This window comes from Gordonia sp. X0973 (assembly GCF_013348785.1).
Taxonomy (GTDB): domain Bacteria; phylum Actinomycetota; class Actinomycetes; order Mycobacteriales; family Mycobacteriaceae; genus Gordonia.
The window spans coordinates 2,881,617-2,896,029 of sequence record NZ_CP054691.1 but is presented as its reverse complement, the minus strand read 5'-3'; the positions used below and the strand labels follow the sequence as shown (position 1 = coordinate 2,896,029).

Below are 14,413 nucleotides of genomic sequence, written 5' to 3'. Positions count from 1 at the left end.
CCTCGTCGGCACTCGACCACCGTGGGCACCCCAACCCCGCCGAGTGGGCACCCCAACCCGGTCGAGTGGGCACCCCAACCCGGTCGGGTCTCGATACACCGACTCGGCTGGCGGCTCGTCGGCACTCGACCACCGTGAGCACCTCAGCCCCGTCGAGTGGGCACCTCAACCCGGTCGAGTGGGCACTCCGATCCGGCACCGATTCGGATTGCGCCTCGTCATCACTCGACCACCGCGAGCGCTGCAATTCCGTCGAGCGTTCCCGGCGCCCTGTGCGTACGATCGGCGCATGACCGCAATGCGCATCGGCGTCCAGATCCAACCCCAACAAGCCCCCGACTACGGACTGATCCGCGACGCGGTGATGCGGGCCGAGGAGATCGGCGTCGACATCGTTTTCAACTGGGACCACTTCTTCCCGCTGTACGGCGATCCCGATGGCGCGCATTTCGAATGCTGGACGATGCTGGGCGCCTGGGCCGAGCAGACGTCGCGCGTCGAACTCGGCGCACTCGTCACGTGCAATTCGTATCGCAATCCGGAGTTGTTGGCCGACATGGCCCGCACCGTCGATCACATCAGTGGCGGGCGGCTCATCCTCGGAATCGGCTCGGGCTGGTTCGAGCGGGACTACGACGAATACGGCTATGACTTCGGTACCAAGGGGTCCCGGCTCGACGAACTCGCGGCGGCGATGCCGAGGATCGTCGAGCGGTGGGGCAAGCTGAACCCGCCGCCGACTCGGAGGATCCCCGTGCTCATCGGCGGCAGCGGCGAGCGCAAGACGCTACGAATCGTCGCCGAGTATGGCGACGTCTGGCATTCGTTCGCCGACGCGGATGCGTACCGCCACAAGGCCGAGGTCCTCGCGCGTCATTGTGCCGACGTCGGGCGTGACCCGTCGGAGATCACGCGCTCGGTTGCCATCGGCGGTCGGCGCAAGTCGGTCGACGAGCTGTTGCGCGAAGCCGACGCGATGGCCGACCTCGGGATCGGCCTGCTCACCGTCGACGCTGGTGGACCGGACTACGACCTCGCGCAGGCCGAAGCGATCTGCCGGTGGCGGGATCAGCGCAACGCATAACCCGGTGTCCGGGGTCTCGATACACCGACTCGGCTAGCGCCTCGTCGGCACTCGACCACCGTGCTTCGTCGGCACTCGACCACCGTGCTTCGTCGGCACTCGACCACCATGGCGGGTGCCCACTCGGCGGGGTTGGGGTGCCCACTCGGCGCTTGGCGCGGTCAGGCCGGCGCTTCGTCCTTGCCGGCACGGCGCCAGACGAGCAGGGCCAGCACGATCATCGGGATCTGCAAGGGCAGGCGGCCCACGGCGATCGCCTTCATCAACGGGCCCTTGTCCTGCCAGAGGCGCACCATGTTGACGTTGGCCGGGAACACCGCCGTGAACAGCAGCGCGGCCAGACCTGCCGCGCGCCGGCGCCACCTCGGTACCAGTAGTGCCGCGCCGATCCCGACCTCCGCGACACCGGAGGCGTAGGTGTAGGCGCGGGCGTCGCCGGGGAGTTCCTCGGGCACGATCGAGTCGAAGGGCTTGGGCGCCAGGAAGTGCAGCACGCCCGGGACGAGGAGGATCGCGGACAGGATCTTGGCCAGACGGTCGGTGCTCAGCATGGCACCCACCCTACTGTCAGAACTCGATCTTGAGACTGTCCGACGTCGGGCGCGCCTGGCAGCCGAGGATGTAACCGTCGGCGATGTCGTCGGGGTCCAGCGCCCCGGAGTTCTCCATCTCGACGGTGCCCTCGCTGAGCGTGCACGCGCAGGACCCGCACTCACCCTCCTGGCACGAGTAGGGCGCGTCGAGGCCGGCCGCCAGCATCACGTCGATCAGGGTCCGCGACCGCGGCCAGACGAGTTCGTGTGTCTCGCCGTCGAGCTCGACCTCCACGTGCGCGGCCGACGCGGCCTCCTCCTCGGACACCTCTTCGTGCTCGACGTCGACGAACGGGTCGCCGGAGAGCGAGTTGTAGACCTCGGTGTGCACGTCGTGGTGGTCGAACTTCGCCTTCGACAACCCTTCGTGAACGGCGTCCATGAACGGCCCGGGTCCGCAGATGTAGGCGGAGTGGGTGCCGGCCATCGGCTTGAAGAACGTCGCGAGCGCCCGCACGTCGGGCAGCCCCTGCAGCGATTCCAGCCAATGCACGACGGTGAGCCGCCCGGGGTTGGCCTGCTGCAGCCCGCGCAGCTCGGCGGCGAAGATCACGTCGTTCTCGCTGCGGTTGGCGTAGAAGAAGGTGATGGGCCCGGTGCCCGTCTTGAGTGCGAACTTGAGGATCGACATCACCGGGGTGACCCCGGAGCCGGCGGCGATCAGCAGCAGCGGCACGTGGATGTTGGCGGGGGTGAAGACACCCGACGGGGGAAGCGCCTCGATCTGCGACCCGGCGGCCAGGTTGTCGCAGACCCAGTTGGACCCGTAGCCGTCGGGGGTGCGCTTGACGGTGACCTTCGGCAGCGCGTCGGTCCGCGGCGACGAGGCGAGCGAGTAGCACCGCGCGACCGAGCCGGTCTGGTCGCTCGGTATGCGCAGGGTGAGGAACTGACCGGGGTCGTAGTCGGTGAACTTCTCGCCCATAACCTCGGGAACCTCGAACACGATGCTGCGGGCGTCGGCGGTCTCGTCGACGACCTCGGCCACGGTCAGGATGACGCTGCGCGAGCCGTGCGGGGTCAAGTCGGCCATCAGCCGTCCTCTCGGATCCAGAAGTAGAACACGTTCTAATTTATCCTATCGCGGGCGTACTGCGCGATAGTGCGGCGTCGATGCCGACCGCGAGAAGGCTACTGCCCTCGACGAGGAGTTCGCGCAGGCGTCGCGCACTCGGGTCCGTGTCGTCGGCCAGCCACTGTTCGTAGGCCGCGAGCGCGGTCCCGAGTGCGAGCCAGCCGATCAGCTGCGGCAGGTGCTCGTCGGGGTGCCCACGCAGGCGTCGCGCGGCATACCCGGCGATCGCCTGACGCCAGTCGCCGTACATGAGCATCGAATGGGCCTGCAGCGCCGGGACGGTGAGCAGGAGTGTCATCCGACGGCGGTGCAGGGGCGCCTCGCTCTCCGGCAGGTCGTTGAACTCGACGAGGGCGGTGGCCAGCGCCTCGGCGAGGGGGAGGCTGTTCGGCAGGCTGTCGAGCAGTCGTCGCATCTGCTCGAGGTGGACGTCGAAATCACCCCACGCGACGGCGTTCTTCGACGCGAAGTAGCGGAACAGGGTGCGCCGGGCGATACCCGCGCCCGCAGCGATGTCGTCGACGCTCGTCTCCTCGAAGCCGTGGCGGTCGAACAGGTCGATGGCCACTTCGCTGATCCGCGTCGTGGTCGTGATCGGCTGTCGGCTCACCCCGGCCGCCCCCTTTCCGTCGCGAAAACTGATGGTTGTGTTTCTGCACTCGGTGCCATTATATTCGAGCGTGATCCACATCACTAGCCCACAGGAGGTTGGATCATGGCCGATCAAGAAACCGTCGTCGACACCGAACTCGTCAGCGAGTCGCTTGTCGAGGAAGTCTCGATCGACGGGATGTGCGGGGTCTACTGATGACCACCGCCACTCCGGTGACTCGTCCCGGTGACCGTCCGTCGGTCGCCGGGACGGGCGTCGCCGATGACACTCCCGGTCGCGTCGCGCGCCCGGGTTTCGACACCCGTGCCGCCTGGACGCTGAACCCCAAGGTCGCCGTGCGGCCCGAGCCGTTCGGCGCCCTGCTCTACCACTTCGGCACCCGCAAACTCTCCTTCCTCAAGAACCGGACCGTCGTCGGGATCGTGCAGTCCCTCAGGACGCATCCCGACGCGGAGGCCGCTCTCGCCGACGCGGGCATCGACGATTCGTCGCGCCCGCTGTACGTGCAGGCGCTGAGCGCCCTCGCCGAGTCCGGCATGATCATCCGCCGAGAGGATCCGGATCAATGACCACCCTCGAACGCCCCGCAGCGCTTCCCGCCGAGGCGAAGCCGCCGGTCGCCGTCGGCCGTCTCGTCGACCAGTTCGAGCGCGGCCTCGATGCGCCGATCTGCCTGACCTGGGAGCTGACCTACGCCTGCAACCTGGCGTGTGTGCACTGCCTCTCGTCGTCGGGCAAGCGCGACCCGCGCGAGCTGTCCACGCAGCAGTGCAAGGCGATCATCGACGAGCTGCAGCGGATGCAGGTCTTCTACGTCAACGTCGGCGGCGGGGAGCCGACGGTGCGCCCGGATTTCTGGGAACTCGTCGACTACGCCACCGACCACCAGGTGGGCGTGAAGTTTTCCACCAATGGGCTGCGCATCACCCCGGATGTCGCGGCACGCCTGGCGGCGTCGGATTACGTCGACGTGCAGATCTCCCTCGACGGCGCGACCGCTGAGGTCAACGACGCCGTCCGCGGTCCCGGCTCCTTCGACATGGCCGTGCGCGCGCTGGAGAACCTGCGCGACGCGGGGTTTGCCGACGCCAAGATCAGCGTCGTCATGACGCGACACAACGTCGCGCAACTCGACGAGTTCAAAGCGCTCGCCGACCGGTACAACGCGACGCTGCGCATCACCCGCATGCGCCCGTCGGGTCGCGGCGCCGACGTGTGGGACGACCTGCACCCCCTGCCGCACCAGCAGCGCGAGCTCTACGACTGGCTCGTCGCCCACGGCGACGGCGTGCTGACCGGCGACTCCTTCTTCCACCTCTCCGCCTTCGCGGGGGATTCGGGCGCCGGGGGCGGGCTCCCCGGGCTCAACCTGTGCGGCGCCGGACGCGTCGTGTGCCTGATCGACCCGATCGGCGACGTCTACGCCTGCCCGTTCGCGATCCACGAGAACTTCCTCGCCGGCAACATCACCACCGACGGCGGATTCCAGGAGATCTGGCAGCGCTCCGACCTGTTCACCTCGCTACGGGAGCCGCAAAGCGCCGGGGCCTGCGCGTCGTGCAACCACTTCGACGCCTGTCGCGGCGGCTGCATGGCGGCCAAGTTCTTCACCGGCCTGCCGCTCGACGGCCCCGACCCGGAATGCGTCCAGGGCTACGGCGAAGCGCTGTTGGCCGGTGAGCGCAGCAAGCCGACCGCCAACAAGGACCATTCCCGCGGTGTCCCGCTGCAGCTCATGACCCGGCCGCCGTCGCGGGACTGCGACGAGAATCCGCTCGCCGGCTTCATGCCGACCACCGCCAACGGCTGCTCCTCGTCGGCCTGCGGCACCTGCTGACGACGACGACCGCTGCCGTCGCCGCCTCACTATCAAGGAGAGACCCGTGTCCAAGTTCGCCGAGTTGATGGAGCGCAACCCGTGGCGCCGCAACCCGTGGTTCGAGACCGTGGGGGAGGCGCAGCGCCGCGCGCAGAAGCGGTTGCCGAAGACGGTCTACTCGTCGCTGGTCGCGGGCACCCAGGCGGGTATCACGCTGACCGACAACGTCGAGGCCTACAACGAACTCGGCTTCGCCCCGCACGTCATCGGCGTCGCGCCGGAGCGCAACCTCGCGACGACGGTCATGGGCCAGGAGATCTCCTTCCCGGTGCTCATCTCGCCGACCGGCGTGCAGGCGGTCGATCCCGACGGTGAGGTCGCCGTCGCCCGCGCCGCCGCCAACCGCGGTACCGCGATGGGGCTGTCGAGCTTCGCCAGCAAGCCCGTCGAAGAGGTCACCGCGGTCAACGACAAGATCTTCTTCCAGATCTACTGGCTCGGCAGCCGCGACGACATCCTGGCCCGCGCGCAGCGCGCCAAGGAGGCCGGCTGCAAGGGGCTGATCGTCACCACCGACTGGGTGTTCAACGTCGGGCGCGACTGGGGCAGCCCGGAGATCCCGGAGCGGGTCGACGCGAAGGCCGTCGCCAAGCTCGCCCCCGAGATGGTCACCAAGCCACGGTATGCGCTCAGCTGGTTCCGCGACGGAAAGCTGATCATCCCCGATCTCTCCGCGCCGAATATCGCGCACAAGGGCGAACCCGGCCCGACCTTCTTCGACGTCTACGGCACCTGGATGAATACGCCGCCGCCCACCTGGGAAGACATCAAGTGGTTGCGCGAGCAGTGGGACGGCCCGTTCATGGTCAAGGGCATCTCCCGGATCGACGACGCCAAGCGCGCCGTCGACATCGGGGCCAGCGCCATCTCCGTCTCCAACCACGGCGGCAACAATCTCGACGGCACGCCGGCGACGATCCGGGTGCTCGGCCCGATCGCCGACGAGGTGGGCAAGGACGTGGAGGTGCTGCTCGACGGGGGGATCCGCCGCGGCAGCGACGTGGTGAAGGCGTTGGCGCTCGGCGCGAAGGCCGTCATGATCGGGCGGGCCTACCTGTGGGGCCTGGCCGCCAACGGGCAGGCGGGGGTCGAGAACGTGCTCGACCTGCTGCGCATGGGCATCGACTCGTCGCTGATGGGCCTGGGCAAGGCCGACGTCGCCGACCTCGACCGCGGCGACCTGATCATCCCGGCCGGATTCGAGCGGGAGTACGGAGACTGAGATGCGGTACCGCGACCAACCCACCGTCGAGGTGGAGGCGAAGATCGGCGCCGCGCCCGAGCGGGTGTGGCGAAGCGTCGCCGACATCAGCCTGCCGGTCGACCAGCCCGGGGAACTGTACGGCGCCCAGTGGATCGACGGTGCTTCCGAACCGGCGGTCGGCGCGCAGTTCGTCGGCCGCAACCGCAGTGATTTCGTCGGCGAGTGGGAGACGCTGTGCACCGTGGTCGACGTCGAGCCCGGGCGGCGCTGGGTCTGGAGTGTCGCGGCGCCGGAGGCGGATCCGTGGGCGCAGTGGGGATTCGAGGTCGACCCGTCGCGCGATGGTTCGGTCGTGCGCCAATTCGTCCGGATGGGCCTGGGGTGGTCGCCGCTCAAGGGGGCGATCGACGCCGCACCGGAGAAGGAGGGCCGGATCATCGCCGGCCGCATGGCCGCGCTGCGCGAGGCGATGACGGCGAATCTGGAAGAGGTTCGACGACGCTGCGAGGGCGATTCCTGACCTTCCTCCCGATGAAGTTCCGTCGGGAGGAAGGGAAAGTGCGGGAGGAACGGAGGACGCCGGCTCAGTTCGCGATGACGCGAACCCCGCGACCGCGCGCCACCTCGGCGAGGCGCCGGTCGAAGGTTGCCAAGTGGGCGCCCAGTCGTTCGGCGGCCACCAGCGCACAACAGCCGGGCATCTTGAGCTTGGTCTGGGCGCGCAGGCGGGCGAGTTCGATCGGTTCCGTGGGCGTCGGCGTCACGGTTTCGATGCCCAGTCGGGTCGTCAGGCGTTCGAAAATAGCCACGTCCTGGCCGGTGTGTGCCGGATGGACCAAGACCTCGGCGAGCGACAACGGGTGGATGGCGAGTTCCTCCTCGGTGTCGAGGATGTCGCCTGCCGCGTCGGAGTGGGGATCGGAGGTGCTCAGATGCGCGATCACCACGGCCGCGTCCAAGACGATCACTCGGGCCATCCGGCGCGCAGGTCGTCGAGGTAGGCCGGCGGGTAGTCGACGGTGCCGCGCAGACGGTCGAGTTGGCGCCGTCGCCGCGCGCGTCGGTCGGCCCGTTCGGTCTCGAGTGTCTCGGCGCCGGCAGTCATCAGCCGGGTGACGAGTTCGGATCGCGGCACGTCCGGCCATGTTCGCGCGGCAACCTCCAGGGCCTCCGCGACCTGCGGCGTCTGGGTCACCTGAATGCGTGGAAGAGCCGTCGGCATGGGCGAAGTGTACCTCCGAGTGGCTCGGTGTGTCACCGGCGCCGTCGGATCGGTCGAGACGGCCCGGGCATCGGCCCGGCGTCGCCCGTCGGCTCAAGCCGTCACGCTGAAACTAGAACGTGTTACAGTTTCTCTCATGGGACAGTTCGACGGCCAAGTCGTCTACATCACCGGCATCGCCCGAGGTCAGGGTCGCAATCACGCGATCCGTTTCGCGCGGGAGGGGGCGTCGATCATCGGTCTCGACATCGCCTCGCCGGTCGCCGACCATCAGACCTACCCGACGGCCACCGAGGCCGATCTGGCCGAGACCGTCCGCCTCGTCGAGGAGGCCGGGGGCAAGCTCCTGGCCCGCCGGGGCGACATCCGCGACCTGGCCTTCCAGCAGGAGTTGGTGGCCGAGGGGATCGAGACCTTCGGCCGTCTCGACCACGTCGTGGCGAACGCCGGCATCCTCACCTGGGGGCTCACCTGGGAGCTGACCGAGGAGCAGTTCGCCGATGTCGTCGACGTCAACCTCGTCGGCACCTGGAAGACGCTGAAAGCGGTCATCCCCCCGATGATCGAGGCGCGCAGCGGCGGGTCCATCACGATCATCTCGTCGACGGCGGGCCTGAAAGCGATGCCGATGCAGTCGTCGTACTCCGCGTCGAAATTCGGGTTGCGCGGTCTGGCCCAATCGGCCGCCAAGGAACTCGGCCCCAAGCGGATTCGCGTCAACACCGTCCACCCGTACGCGGTACACACGCCGATGGCGTTGGAGGACACTGAGGCGTTCAAGGCCTTCGACACCTTCGGCGAGCACTTCCCGTCGATGATGAACCACTACCCGGTGGCGACCCTCGACGACCTCTCCGATGCGGTGCTCTACCTGGCGACCGCGAAGGCGGTGACCGGGGCGGAGTTCGCGATCGACATGGGGTCGTCGAAGGTCTGAGGCCCGGCGGAAGCCGGAAACGGGGGCTATCCCTCTCGGATGGTCATCGAGGCGATGTGGTCGCCGTCGACGGCGAAGATGAATTTGCTCAGGCCGTTGGCCCAGTTGCTCCGCCAGTCGGCGACCACCGTGGTCGCGTTGCCCGTGGTGCTCACCTCGTTCACCGTCATCGTGCCCTCGGCCCCGATGAACTCCTTGTCGCTCCAGGCCTTGATGTCGTCGCGGCCGGTGAAGATCCGGCCCCAGTCGTCGACGAAGCCGTCGGCGGTGAAGGCGTCGAGGAAGGTGGATTCGTCGTGACGGTTGACGGCCTCGACGAAGGCGGTGACCGCGGCGGGCATGGTCGTGCTCATCGGGTGGATCCTCTCGATTGACGGTCCATAAGGGCGATACGTCGCTATATATCAGTGATACAGGAATACTATAACGGCTTATGGACAAGGCGGCAGGCGATACCCGGACGCGGTTGCTCGACGCCGCGACCGAGGAGATCGCCTCCGCGCCCGGCGAGGAGTTCTCGCTGCGCAACGTCTGCGAGCGCGTCGGCGTAGCGATGCCGACCCTGTACCACTTCTTCGGCAACAAGAAGGGTCTGGTCGACGCCGTCGTCGAGCGCGGCTTCGAGCAATACGTCGCGGCGAAGTCGAGCCGCGAGTCGAGCGGCGACCCGATCCGCGACATCCGCGACGGCTGGGATCAGCACGTCGCATTCGGCCTGGCGAATCCGGGTGTCTATGCGTTGATGTACGGCTCGGTCCAGCCGGGTCAGTCGCCGCCCGCGCAGGCACGCCCGACCGCCGCCTTGCGCGGCCTGGTCAGCAAGGCCGCCGATCAAGGACGCCTCGCGGTGCCCGTGGAGCAGGCGGTCGAGCACATCCTGGCCACCAACGTCGGGGTGACGCTACGGCAGATCGTGCAGGCGCGCCCGGACCCCGAATTGTCGGCGGCGGTGCGCGACGGCGTGCTCGCGGCCGTCACCGGCGTGTCGGTCGGCGACGAGGGCGCCGCTCGGGCGGCCCTCCTCACCGCGCTCGACTACGCGGTGGGTCATCCGGAGATCCTCGGCTCCGCCGAGACGGCGCTGCTCGCCGACTGGCTGCGGCGATTGGCGCGCGACGACGGGCGCTAGTCCTTCCAGATCGACACCGGATCGCTGGCGGTGCGCTGCGGACCGGTCGGCGTATCGGGCTGCGTGCGCGAGAAGCGCGGGGCGACCTGGGCCTGCATGACGCCGTCGATCTCGACCAGCGTGCCGCGCGCGGCCAGGTGCGGATCGGCCGGCGCCTCGGTGAAGTCGAGGATCGGCGAGACGCAGGCATCGGTGCCGTCGAAGATCGCGGCCCACTCGTCGCGGGTCTTGGTCTTGAAGACCTCGACGAACTTCGCCTTCAGCTCATCCCAGCGGCCCATGTCCAGCTGATGCGGCAGATCGGCCTCGGCGAGGTCGAGCCCCTTCAGGAGTTCGGCGTAGAACTGCGGCTCGATCGCGCCGACGGCCATCCACTTGCCGTCGGAGGTCTCGTAGACCTCGTAGAAGGGCGCGCCGGTGTCCAGGAGGTTGGCGCCGCGCTTGTCCTGCCAGAGACCCGTGCCGCGGAAAGACCACATCATCTGGCCGAGCACCGATGCGCCGTCGACCATCGCCGCGTCGATGACCTGCCCCTTGCCGGAGACCTCGCGTTCGACGAGGGCGGAGAGGATGCCGATGACGAGGAACATCGAGCCGCCGCCGAAGTCGCCGACGAGGTTGAGCGGGGGAGTGGGCTTCTCGTCGGCGCGGCCGATCGCGTGCAGCATGCCGGTCAGCGAGATGTAGTTCATATCGTGCCCGGCGAGGTTGGCGCGCGGTCCGTCCTGACCCCAGCCGGTCATCCGGCCGTAGACCAGGCGCGGGTTGACCGCGGCGAGGTCGTCGGGGCCGAAGCCGAGCCGTTCCATGACACCGGGGCGGAAGCCCTCGATGATCGCGTCGGCCTTGGCGACGAGGGCGAGGATGGTCTCGCGGTCGGCGGGGTTCTTCAGGTTCGCCTCGACGACGCGGCGGCCGCGCAGCAACATGTCGGCGTTGCGCCCCTCTTGCGGGAGGTCACCGGGGCGCTGCACCCGGACGACGTCGGCGCCGAGGTCGGCCAGCAGCATCGCCGCGTGCGGGCCGGGTCCGATGCCGGCGAATTCGATGACGCGGATCGAGCTGAGCGGGCCGGGACGGCCGGAATCGTTGGTCATATGCGAATGCCTCCACAGCGGGTCGGGCGTCTGACAACGCTCGATTTCAGTTGACTTGTTATCTACAGCATTCCATATCGGGCCGGGGGCCGACCGCCGGCCGTGCGGTCCGATTTCCCCGTATCGCTGCCGTCGCGGCGGCACTAGACTCGGGCGAATGACCGTTGCGCAGTTGGGGGCGCTCGCGTCGACCGATCTTGCCGGTCACGACGTGCTGCTCCTCGTCCCGCTCGGCGCCACCGAGCAGCACGGTCCGCACCTACCGCTCGACACGGACACCCGCATCGCGGAGGAGATCGCCCATCGCGGCGCGGCACGGCTCGGGCGCGCCGACGACGGCGGACTCGTCGTCCTCGCCCCGCCGCTGTCCTACGGGGCCAGCGGTGAGCACGAAGCCTTCGCGGGAACCGTGTCCATCGGCCACGACGCCCTGCACGCGGTGCTCCTGGAGTACGGGCGCAGCGCCTGCCGCTGGGCGCGCCGGCTCGTCTTCGTCAACGGTCACGGCGGCAACCTCGCCACGCTCGCCGAGGTCGTCGCGACCCTGCGATACGAGGGCCGCGACGCCGGGTGGTTCGCGTGCGCCGCGCCGGGATTCGACGCCCACGCCGGGCACGCCGAGACCTCGATGCTGCTCGCCTTCGCCCCGGAGGCCGTCGACCTGACGCGCGCCGTCCCGGGAAACTCCGCCCCGCTGGCACAGCTGCTGCCGGAGCTGCGTCGTGGCGGCGTCGCGGCGGTCAGCCCCAACGGCATCCTGGGCGACCCGACGGCCGCCGCCGCCGACCACGGCGAGGCGCTGCTCGCGACGATCGTCGACGGACTGGTATGCGCCGTCGACACCTGGGAGCCGACCCAGCAGGGCCGACTCTCGTGACCGCCACGGCCACCGGGCCGGACGCGCGACTCCCGGACGGATTCCAAGCGCAGGTGGATCCCCGCTGCGCCGCGCGCGGGAGCTGGACCCATTTGGTGGGCGGGTCGCCGACGCGACTGTTGAGGATGTCGCGCCGAGCCACCGACATGATCGACGTGGACGGGCGCATCACGGTCGTCGACGAGGGGAGCAGGCAGTTGGCGCGCACCCTGATCGACGCCGGTGTGGCGCACCCCCGGCCGATGTTCGGCCCGCACGACGACCAGGTCACCGTCATCATCCCGGTGCGCGATAACCAGGCCGGCGTCGACCGGCTGCTGGCGACGCTGCACGGCGGCGACGTGGTGGTCGTCGACGACGGGTCCACGGTGCCGATCGTCGTGCCGGGGTGGGTGCACCTGGTGCGCCTGGACACCAACCGCGGACCGGCCGCGGCCCGCAACCACGGCGCGGCCGTCAGCAGCGCCGAGTTCCTGGTATTCCTCGATTCCGACGTCGTGCCGCTGGCCGACGGCGCGGCCCCCGCCGGGTGCGCCGGGGATTGGCTGACCGCGCTGCTGGCACACTTCTCCGACCCGGCGGTCGGCCTGGTGGCGCCGCGGATCGTCGCGCTGCCGTCGGCGGGATCGGATCGGCCTCCCGGGATCGTCGAGCGGTATGAGGCACGGTTCTCGGCGCTGGACATGGGGCCGCGCGAGTCACCCGTCGTCCCCGGTGGACCGCTGCCGTACGTCCCGAGTGCGGCGATGGTGGTGCGGCGCAGCGCCTTCCTCCACTTCGACGCCGAACTGCGCGTCGCCGAGGACGTCGACATGTGCTGGCGGATGGCGGGGGCGGGGTGGCGGATGCGCTACGACCCGGTCGTCGAGGTGGCCCACGAACACCGGACCTCGCTGCCGGACATGCTGGCGCGCCGCCGCTTCTACGGCACCGGTGCCGCGCATCTCGCCCGGCGTCACGGGCGCCGCGCCGCGCCGATGGTGATGGGGGCCGCCGTGTCGGTGGCGATGGCGGCGCTGTTGACGCGCACCCGCCTCGGCGCAGTCGTCGCGGTGGTGGCCGTCGGGTTCGCGGCCGCGCGCATCCGGGCCCGGATCGGGCCGATGCCGGGGCGGGAGCGGATTGTCGCCGGGTTGACCGGGCGTGCGGTCGGGAGCGGGTTGACGCAGGTCGCGGGAGCCGTGTGCCGGCACTATTGGCCGCTGGCGCTGCTCGGAGCGCTCGTGTCGCGGCGGCTGCGCGGATTGTTCGTGCAGGTGGCCCTCGTCGACGCGGCCGTCGCCTGGATCCGCTACCGCCACGACGGCGGTCGGGGCCTGGGACCGCTGTCGTTCGCGGCGATGCGCCGCCTCGACGACCTGGCCTACGGTGCGGGTCTGTGGCAGGGTGCCGTCGCCCACCGCGATCCGACGGCGCTGTTGCCGGTGCTGGCACGGTGAGTCCGCGCGCCGATGTGCTCGTCGTCGGAGCCGGCAGCGCCGGATGTGCGGTGGCGTCGCGGCTGTCGCGGGATCGCGCGGTGCTGCTGGTGGAGGCCGGGCCGGCACCCGACGCCGACACCCGCCGAGTGGACCGGTTGGCGCTCGGATCGCGGCACGATCCCGGAAGGTTCACGCGCTGGTTCGCCGACGATCCGCCGGTGATGCGCGGCCGGGCCATCGGCGGGTCGTCGGTGGTGAACGGCGGCTACTTCCTGCGCACCTCGCACGACGACTTCGCCGGTTGGGGCGGTCCGTTCACCGGCGCGGCGATCGAAGCCGCCTACGACGAACTCGACGGCGGCGCGGGTCCCGGCGGCGGCACGATGTCGGTGTCGCGGCCATCCGACGAGGACGTGCCGCCGGTCGTGCGCGCGCTGGAGGCACGGTGGGAGCGCGCCCCCGCAGGTCCGTGGCCGAGACCAGGAGTGCAACGGGTGCCGGTCAATCGCCGCGGCGGCCGACGGTGGACGGCCGCGGACGCCTACCTGTCGCGACCCGGTGCGGAGCCGACCGTGCGCGCCGATACGCCGATCCGCCGGCTGATCGTCGAACGCGGGCGGGTCGTCGGGGCGGTGTCGGATTCGGGGGAGGAGCTGCGGGCCGGAGAGGTGATCCTGTGCGCGGGCACGCTCGGCAGTGCGGAACTGCTGCTGCGCTCGGGGATCGTCGGGGGTTCGCTGGCCGTCTACGAACACCGCGAGGTCCTCGTGCGGTACCGACCGCAGCAGCCGTCGGCGTCGTGTCCGGTCCTGCTCCCGAGTGTGGTCCACACCGCCGACGCCGAGATCCGCCTCTACGCGGACGACTTCGCGCGCTTCATCGCCGGAGTGCCGTCGTCGACGCCGGCCGTCGGGGTGGCCCAGATGTACCCGGCGGAGGCCGGGGAGCTGCGGCTCGACGGTGATCGGCTCCGCGTGCGCCTCGCGCCGATCGGCCCGGTGGGCGACGCGGTGGAGCAGGTGGTCGGCGCCTTGTCGTCACCGGCGATGGCCGACTTCGTCGTCGACGGATCGGTTCGGGTCGAGCCGGTCGTCGGTACTTCGCAGCACGGCTGGGGGAGCCTCGCAATGGGCGAGCGGACCGACTGGCTGGGTGGGTTCGACGGTGTGTCCGGCCTGCGCGTCGTCGACGGCTCGATCCTGCCGAAGGTCGGCAGCGGCCCGCACGCGACGATCATGATGGCCGCGCTCGTCATCGCCGACGCGCTGCGCTGACTGCGGAA

18 protein-coding genes are annotated in these 14,413 nt (G+C 69.8%); 11 read left to right on the top strand and 7 right to left on the bottom strand.

Annotated features, from left to right (window positions below; genetic code table 11):
- Window positions 1-289 precede the first annotated feature (289 nt).
- Window positions 290-1,084, top strand: a complete 795-nt coding sequence (locus tag HUN08_RS14260) for an LLM class F420-dependent oxidoreductase (RefSeq protein ID WP_124246686.1) — start codon at window positions 290-292, stop codon at window positions 1,082-1,084.
- Window positions 1,085-1,245: 161 nt separating this feature from the next.
- Here HUN08_RS14260 and HUN08_RS14255 read toward each other — a convergent pair whose 3' ends face one another.
- Genes HUN08_RS14255 through mftR form a run of 3 tightly spaced genes read right to left on the bottom strand, consistent with a single transcriptional unit; the run spans window position 1,246 to window position 3,362 of the window.
- The gene (locus HUN08_RS14255) at window positions 1,246-1,632 is read right to left on the bottom strand and encodes a hypothetical protein (protein ID WP_174900996.1); all 387 of its coding nucleotides are present in this window, start codon (window positions 1,630-1,632) and stop codon (window positions 1,246-1,248) included.
- Window positions 1,633-1,651: 19 nt separating this feature from the next.
- Window positions 1,652-2,710, bottom strand: a complete 1,059-nt coding sequence (locus tag HUN08_RS14250) for a ferredoxin--NADP reductase (RefSeq protein WP_124246688.1) — start codon at window positions 2,708-2,710, stop codon at window positions 1,652-1,654.
- 40 nt (window positions 2,711-2,750) lie between these two features.
- The gene (mftR, locus tag HUN08_RS14245) at window positions 2,751-3,362 is read right to left on the bottom strand and encodes a mycofactocin system transcriptional regulator (protein ID WP_301546745.1); all 612 of its coding nucleotides are present in this window, start codon (window positions 3,360-3,362) and stop codon (window positions 2,751-2,753) included.
- 105 nt (window positions 3,363-3,467) lie between these two features.
- On the opposite strand from mftR, the gene mftA reads away from it, so the two are divergent.
- Genes mftA through HUN08_RS14220 form a run of 5 tightly spaced genes read left to right on the top strand, consistent with a single transcriptional unit; the run spans window position 3,468 to window position 6,968 of the window.
- Window positions 3,468-3,560, top strand: a complete 93-nt coding sequence (mftA, locus tag HUN08_RS14240) for a mycofactocin precursor MftA (RefSeq protein ID WP_124246690.1) — start codon at window positions 3,468-3,470, stop codon at window positions 3,558-3,560.
- The gene (gene mftB / locus HUN08_RS14235; RefSeq protein ID WP_124246691.1) at window positions 3,560-3,934 is read left to right on the top strand and encodes a mycofactocin biosynthesis chaperone MftB; all 375 of its coding nucleotides are present in this window, start codon (window positions 3,560-3,562) and stop codon (window positions 3,932-3,934) included. The genes mftA and mftB overlap by 1 nt, the downstream gene beginning before the upstream one ends.
- Window positions 3,931-5,202 (top strand): mycofactocin radical SAM maturase, encoded by a 1,272-nt coding sequence (gene mftC / locus HUN08_RS14230; protein ID WP_124246692.1) that lies wholly within the window; start codon window positions 3,931-3,933, stop codon window positions 5,200-5,202. Before mftB ends, mftC begins: the two co-directional genes overlap by 4 nt.
- A 46-nt stretch (window positions 5,203-5,248) precedes the next feature.
- Window positions 5,249-6,466 carry a pre-mycofactocin synthase MftD gene (gene mftD, locus HUN08_RS14225; protein ID WP_124246693.1) on the top strand — a complete coding sequence of 406 codons (1,218 nt, stop codon included), beginning with the start codon at window positions 5,249-5,251 and terminating at the stop codon, window positions 6,464-6,466.
- A gap of 1 nt (window position 6,467) precedes the next feature.
- Window positions 6,468-6,968, top strand: coding sequence for an SRPBCC family protein (locus HUN08_RS14220; RefSeq protein WP_124246694.1), 501 nt, complete (start codon window positions 6,468-6,470; stop codon window positions 6,966-6,968).
- A 64-nt stretch (window positions 6,969-7,032) separates the two neighbouring features.
- Here HUN08_RS14220 and HUN08_RS14215 read toward each other — a convergent pair whose 3' ends face one another.
- Both HUN08_RS14215 and HUN08_RS14210 read right to left on the bottom strand, forming a co-directional pair.
- Window positions 7,033-7,416 (bottom strand): type II toxin-antitoxin system VapC family toxin, encoded by a 384-nt coding sequence (locus HUN08_RS14215; RefSeq protein WP_165353398.1) that lies wholly within the window; start codon window positions 7,414-7,416, stop codon window positions 7,033-7,035.
- Window positions 7,413-7,670 (bottom strand): hypothetical protein, encoded by a 258-nt coding sequence (locus tag HUN08_RS14210; RefSeq protein WP_165353397.1) that lies wholly within the window; start codon window positions 7,668-7,670, stop codon window positions 7,413-7,415. The genes HUN08_RS14215 and HUN08_RS14210 overlap by 4 nt, the downstream gene beginning before the upstream one ends.
- 136 nt (window positions 7,671-7,806) lie before the next feature.
- Here HUN08_RS14210 and HUN08_RS14205 point away from each other — a divergent pair, with 136 nt between their 5' ends.
- A complete protein-coding gene (locus tag HUN08_RS14205; RefSeq protein ID WP_124246696.1) occupies window positions 7,807-8,607 on the top strand; it encodes a mycofactocin-coupled SDR family oxidoreductase in 801 nt (266 codons plus the stop codon).
- Between the two features lie 26 nt (window positions 8,608-8,633).
- On the opposite strand, the gene HUN08_RS14200 is transcribed toward HUN08_RS14205, so the two are convergent.
- A complete protein-coding gene (locus tag HUN08_RS14200) occupies window positions 8,634-8,960 on the bottom strand; it encodes a nuclear transport factor 2 family protein (protein ID WP_124246697.1) in 327 nt (108 codons plus the stop codon).
- 80 nt (window positions 8,961-9,040) lie between these two features.
- Between HUN08_RS14200 and HUN08_RS14195 the strand changes: the two genes are divergently transcribed.
- Entirely contained in the window at window positions 9,041-9,736 is a 696-nt protein-coding gene (locus HUN08_RS14195) for a TetR/AcrR family transcriptional regulator (RefSeq protein WP_124246698.1), read from the top strand.
- Here the strand turns inward: HUN08_RS14195 and HUN08_RS14190 are convergent.
- On the bottom strand, window positions 9,733-10,833 hold the full coding sequence (locus HUN08_RS14190) for a CaiB/BaiF CoA-transferase family protein (protein WP_124246699.1): 1,101 nt from the start codon (window positions 10,831-10,833) through the stop codon (window positions 9,733-9,735). The two genes, HUN08_RS14195 and HUN08_RS14190, sit on opposite strands and share 4 nt — an antisense overlap.
- Window positions 10,834-10,990: 157 nt before the next feature.
- On the opposite strand from HUN08_RS14190, the gene mftE reads away from it, so the two are divergent.
- The 3 genes from mftE to mftG are packed head-to-tail and all read left to right on the top strand — an operon-like array spanning window position 10,991 to window position 14,405.
- On the top strand, window positions 10,991-11,710 hold the full coding sequence (mftE, locus tag HUN08_RS14185) for a mycofactocin biosynthesis peptidyl-dipeptidase MftE (RefSeq protein WP_124246700.1): 720 nt from the start codon (window positions 10,991-10,993) through the stop codon (window positions 11,708-11,710).
- Window positions 11,662-13,149 carry a mycofactocin biosynthesis glycosyltransferase MftF gene (gene mftF / locus HUN08_RS14180; protein ID WP_124246701.1) on the top strand — a complete coding sequence of 496 codons (1,488 nt, stop codon included), beginning with the start codon at window positions 11,662-11,664 and terminating at the stop codon, window positions 13,147-13,149. The genes mftE and mftF overlap by 49 nt, the downstream gene beginning before the upstream one ends.
- The gene (mftG, locus tag HUN08_RS14175) at window positions 13,146-14,405 is read left to right on the top strand and encodes a mycofactocin system GMC family oxidoreductase MftG (protein ID WP_124246702.1); all 1,260 of its coding nucleotides are present in this window, start codon (window positions 13,146-13,148) and stop codon (window positions 14,403-14,405) included. Before mftF ends, mftG begins: the two co-directional genes overlap by 4 nt.
- The last annotated feature ends 8 nt before the right edge of the window (window positions 14,406-14,413 follow it).

What these genes read in the sequence shown, in the direction of transcription:
- HUN08_RS14200 (WP_124246697.1), bottom strand. Translation starts at nt 8,960, where the DNA reads ATGAGCACGACCATGCCCGCCGCGGTCACCGCCTTCGTCGAGGCCGTC.
- HUN08_RS14195 (WP_124246698.1), top strand. Translation starts at nt 9,041, where the DNA reads ATGGACAAGGCGGCAGGCGATACCCGGACGCGGTTGCTCGACGCCGCG.
- HUN08_RS14210 (WP_165353397.1), bottom strand. Translation starts at nt 7,670, where the DNA reads ATGCCGACGGCTCTTCCACGCATTCAGGTGACCCAGACGCCGCAGGTC.
- HUN08_RS14205 (WP_124246696.1), top strand. Translation starts at nt 7,807, where the DNA reads ATGGGACAGTTCGACGGCCAAGTCGTCTACATCACCGGCATCGCCCGA.
- mftC (WP_124246692.1), top strand. Translation starts at nt 3,931, where the DNA reads ATGACCACCCTCGAACGCCCCGCAGCGCTTCCCGCCGAGGCGAAGCCG.
- mftA (WP_124246690.1), top strand. Translation starts at nt 3,468, where the DNA reads ATGGCCGATCAAGAAACCGTCGTCGACACCGAACTCGTCAGCGAGTCG.
- HUN08_RS14220 (WP_124246694.1), top strand. Translation starts at nt 6,468, where the DNA reads ATGCGGTACCGCGACCAACCCACCGTCGAGGTGGAGGCGAAGATCGGC.
- mftE (WP_124246700.1), top strand. Translation starts at nt 10,991, where the DNA reads ATGACCGTTGCGCAGTTGGGGGCGCTCGCGTCGACCGATCTTGCCGGT.
- HUN08_RS14260 (WP_124246686.1), top strand. Translation starts at nt 290, where the DNA reads ATGACCGCAATGCGCATCGGCGTCCAGATCCAACCCCAACAAGCCCCC.
- mftF (WP_124246701.1), top strand. Translation starts at nt 11,662, where the DNA reads ATGCGCCGTCGACACCTGGGAGCCGACCCAGCAGGGCCGACTCTCGTG.
- mftB (WP_124246691.1), top strand. Translation starts at nt 3,560, where the DNA reads ATGACCACCGCCACTCCGGTGACTCGTCCCGGTGACCGTCCGTCGGTC.
- HUN08_RS14190 (WP_124246699.1), bottom strand. Translation starts at nt 10,833, where the DNA reads ATGACCAACGATTCCGGCCGTCCCGGCCCGCTCAGCTCGATCCGCGTC.
- HUN08_RS14250 (WP_124246688.1), bottom strand. Translation starts at nt 2,710, where the DNA reads ATGGCCGACTTGACCCCGCACGGCTCGCGCAGCGTCATCCTGACCGTG.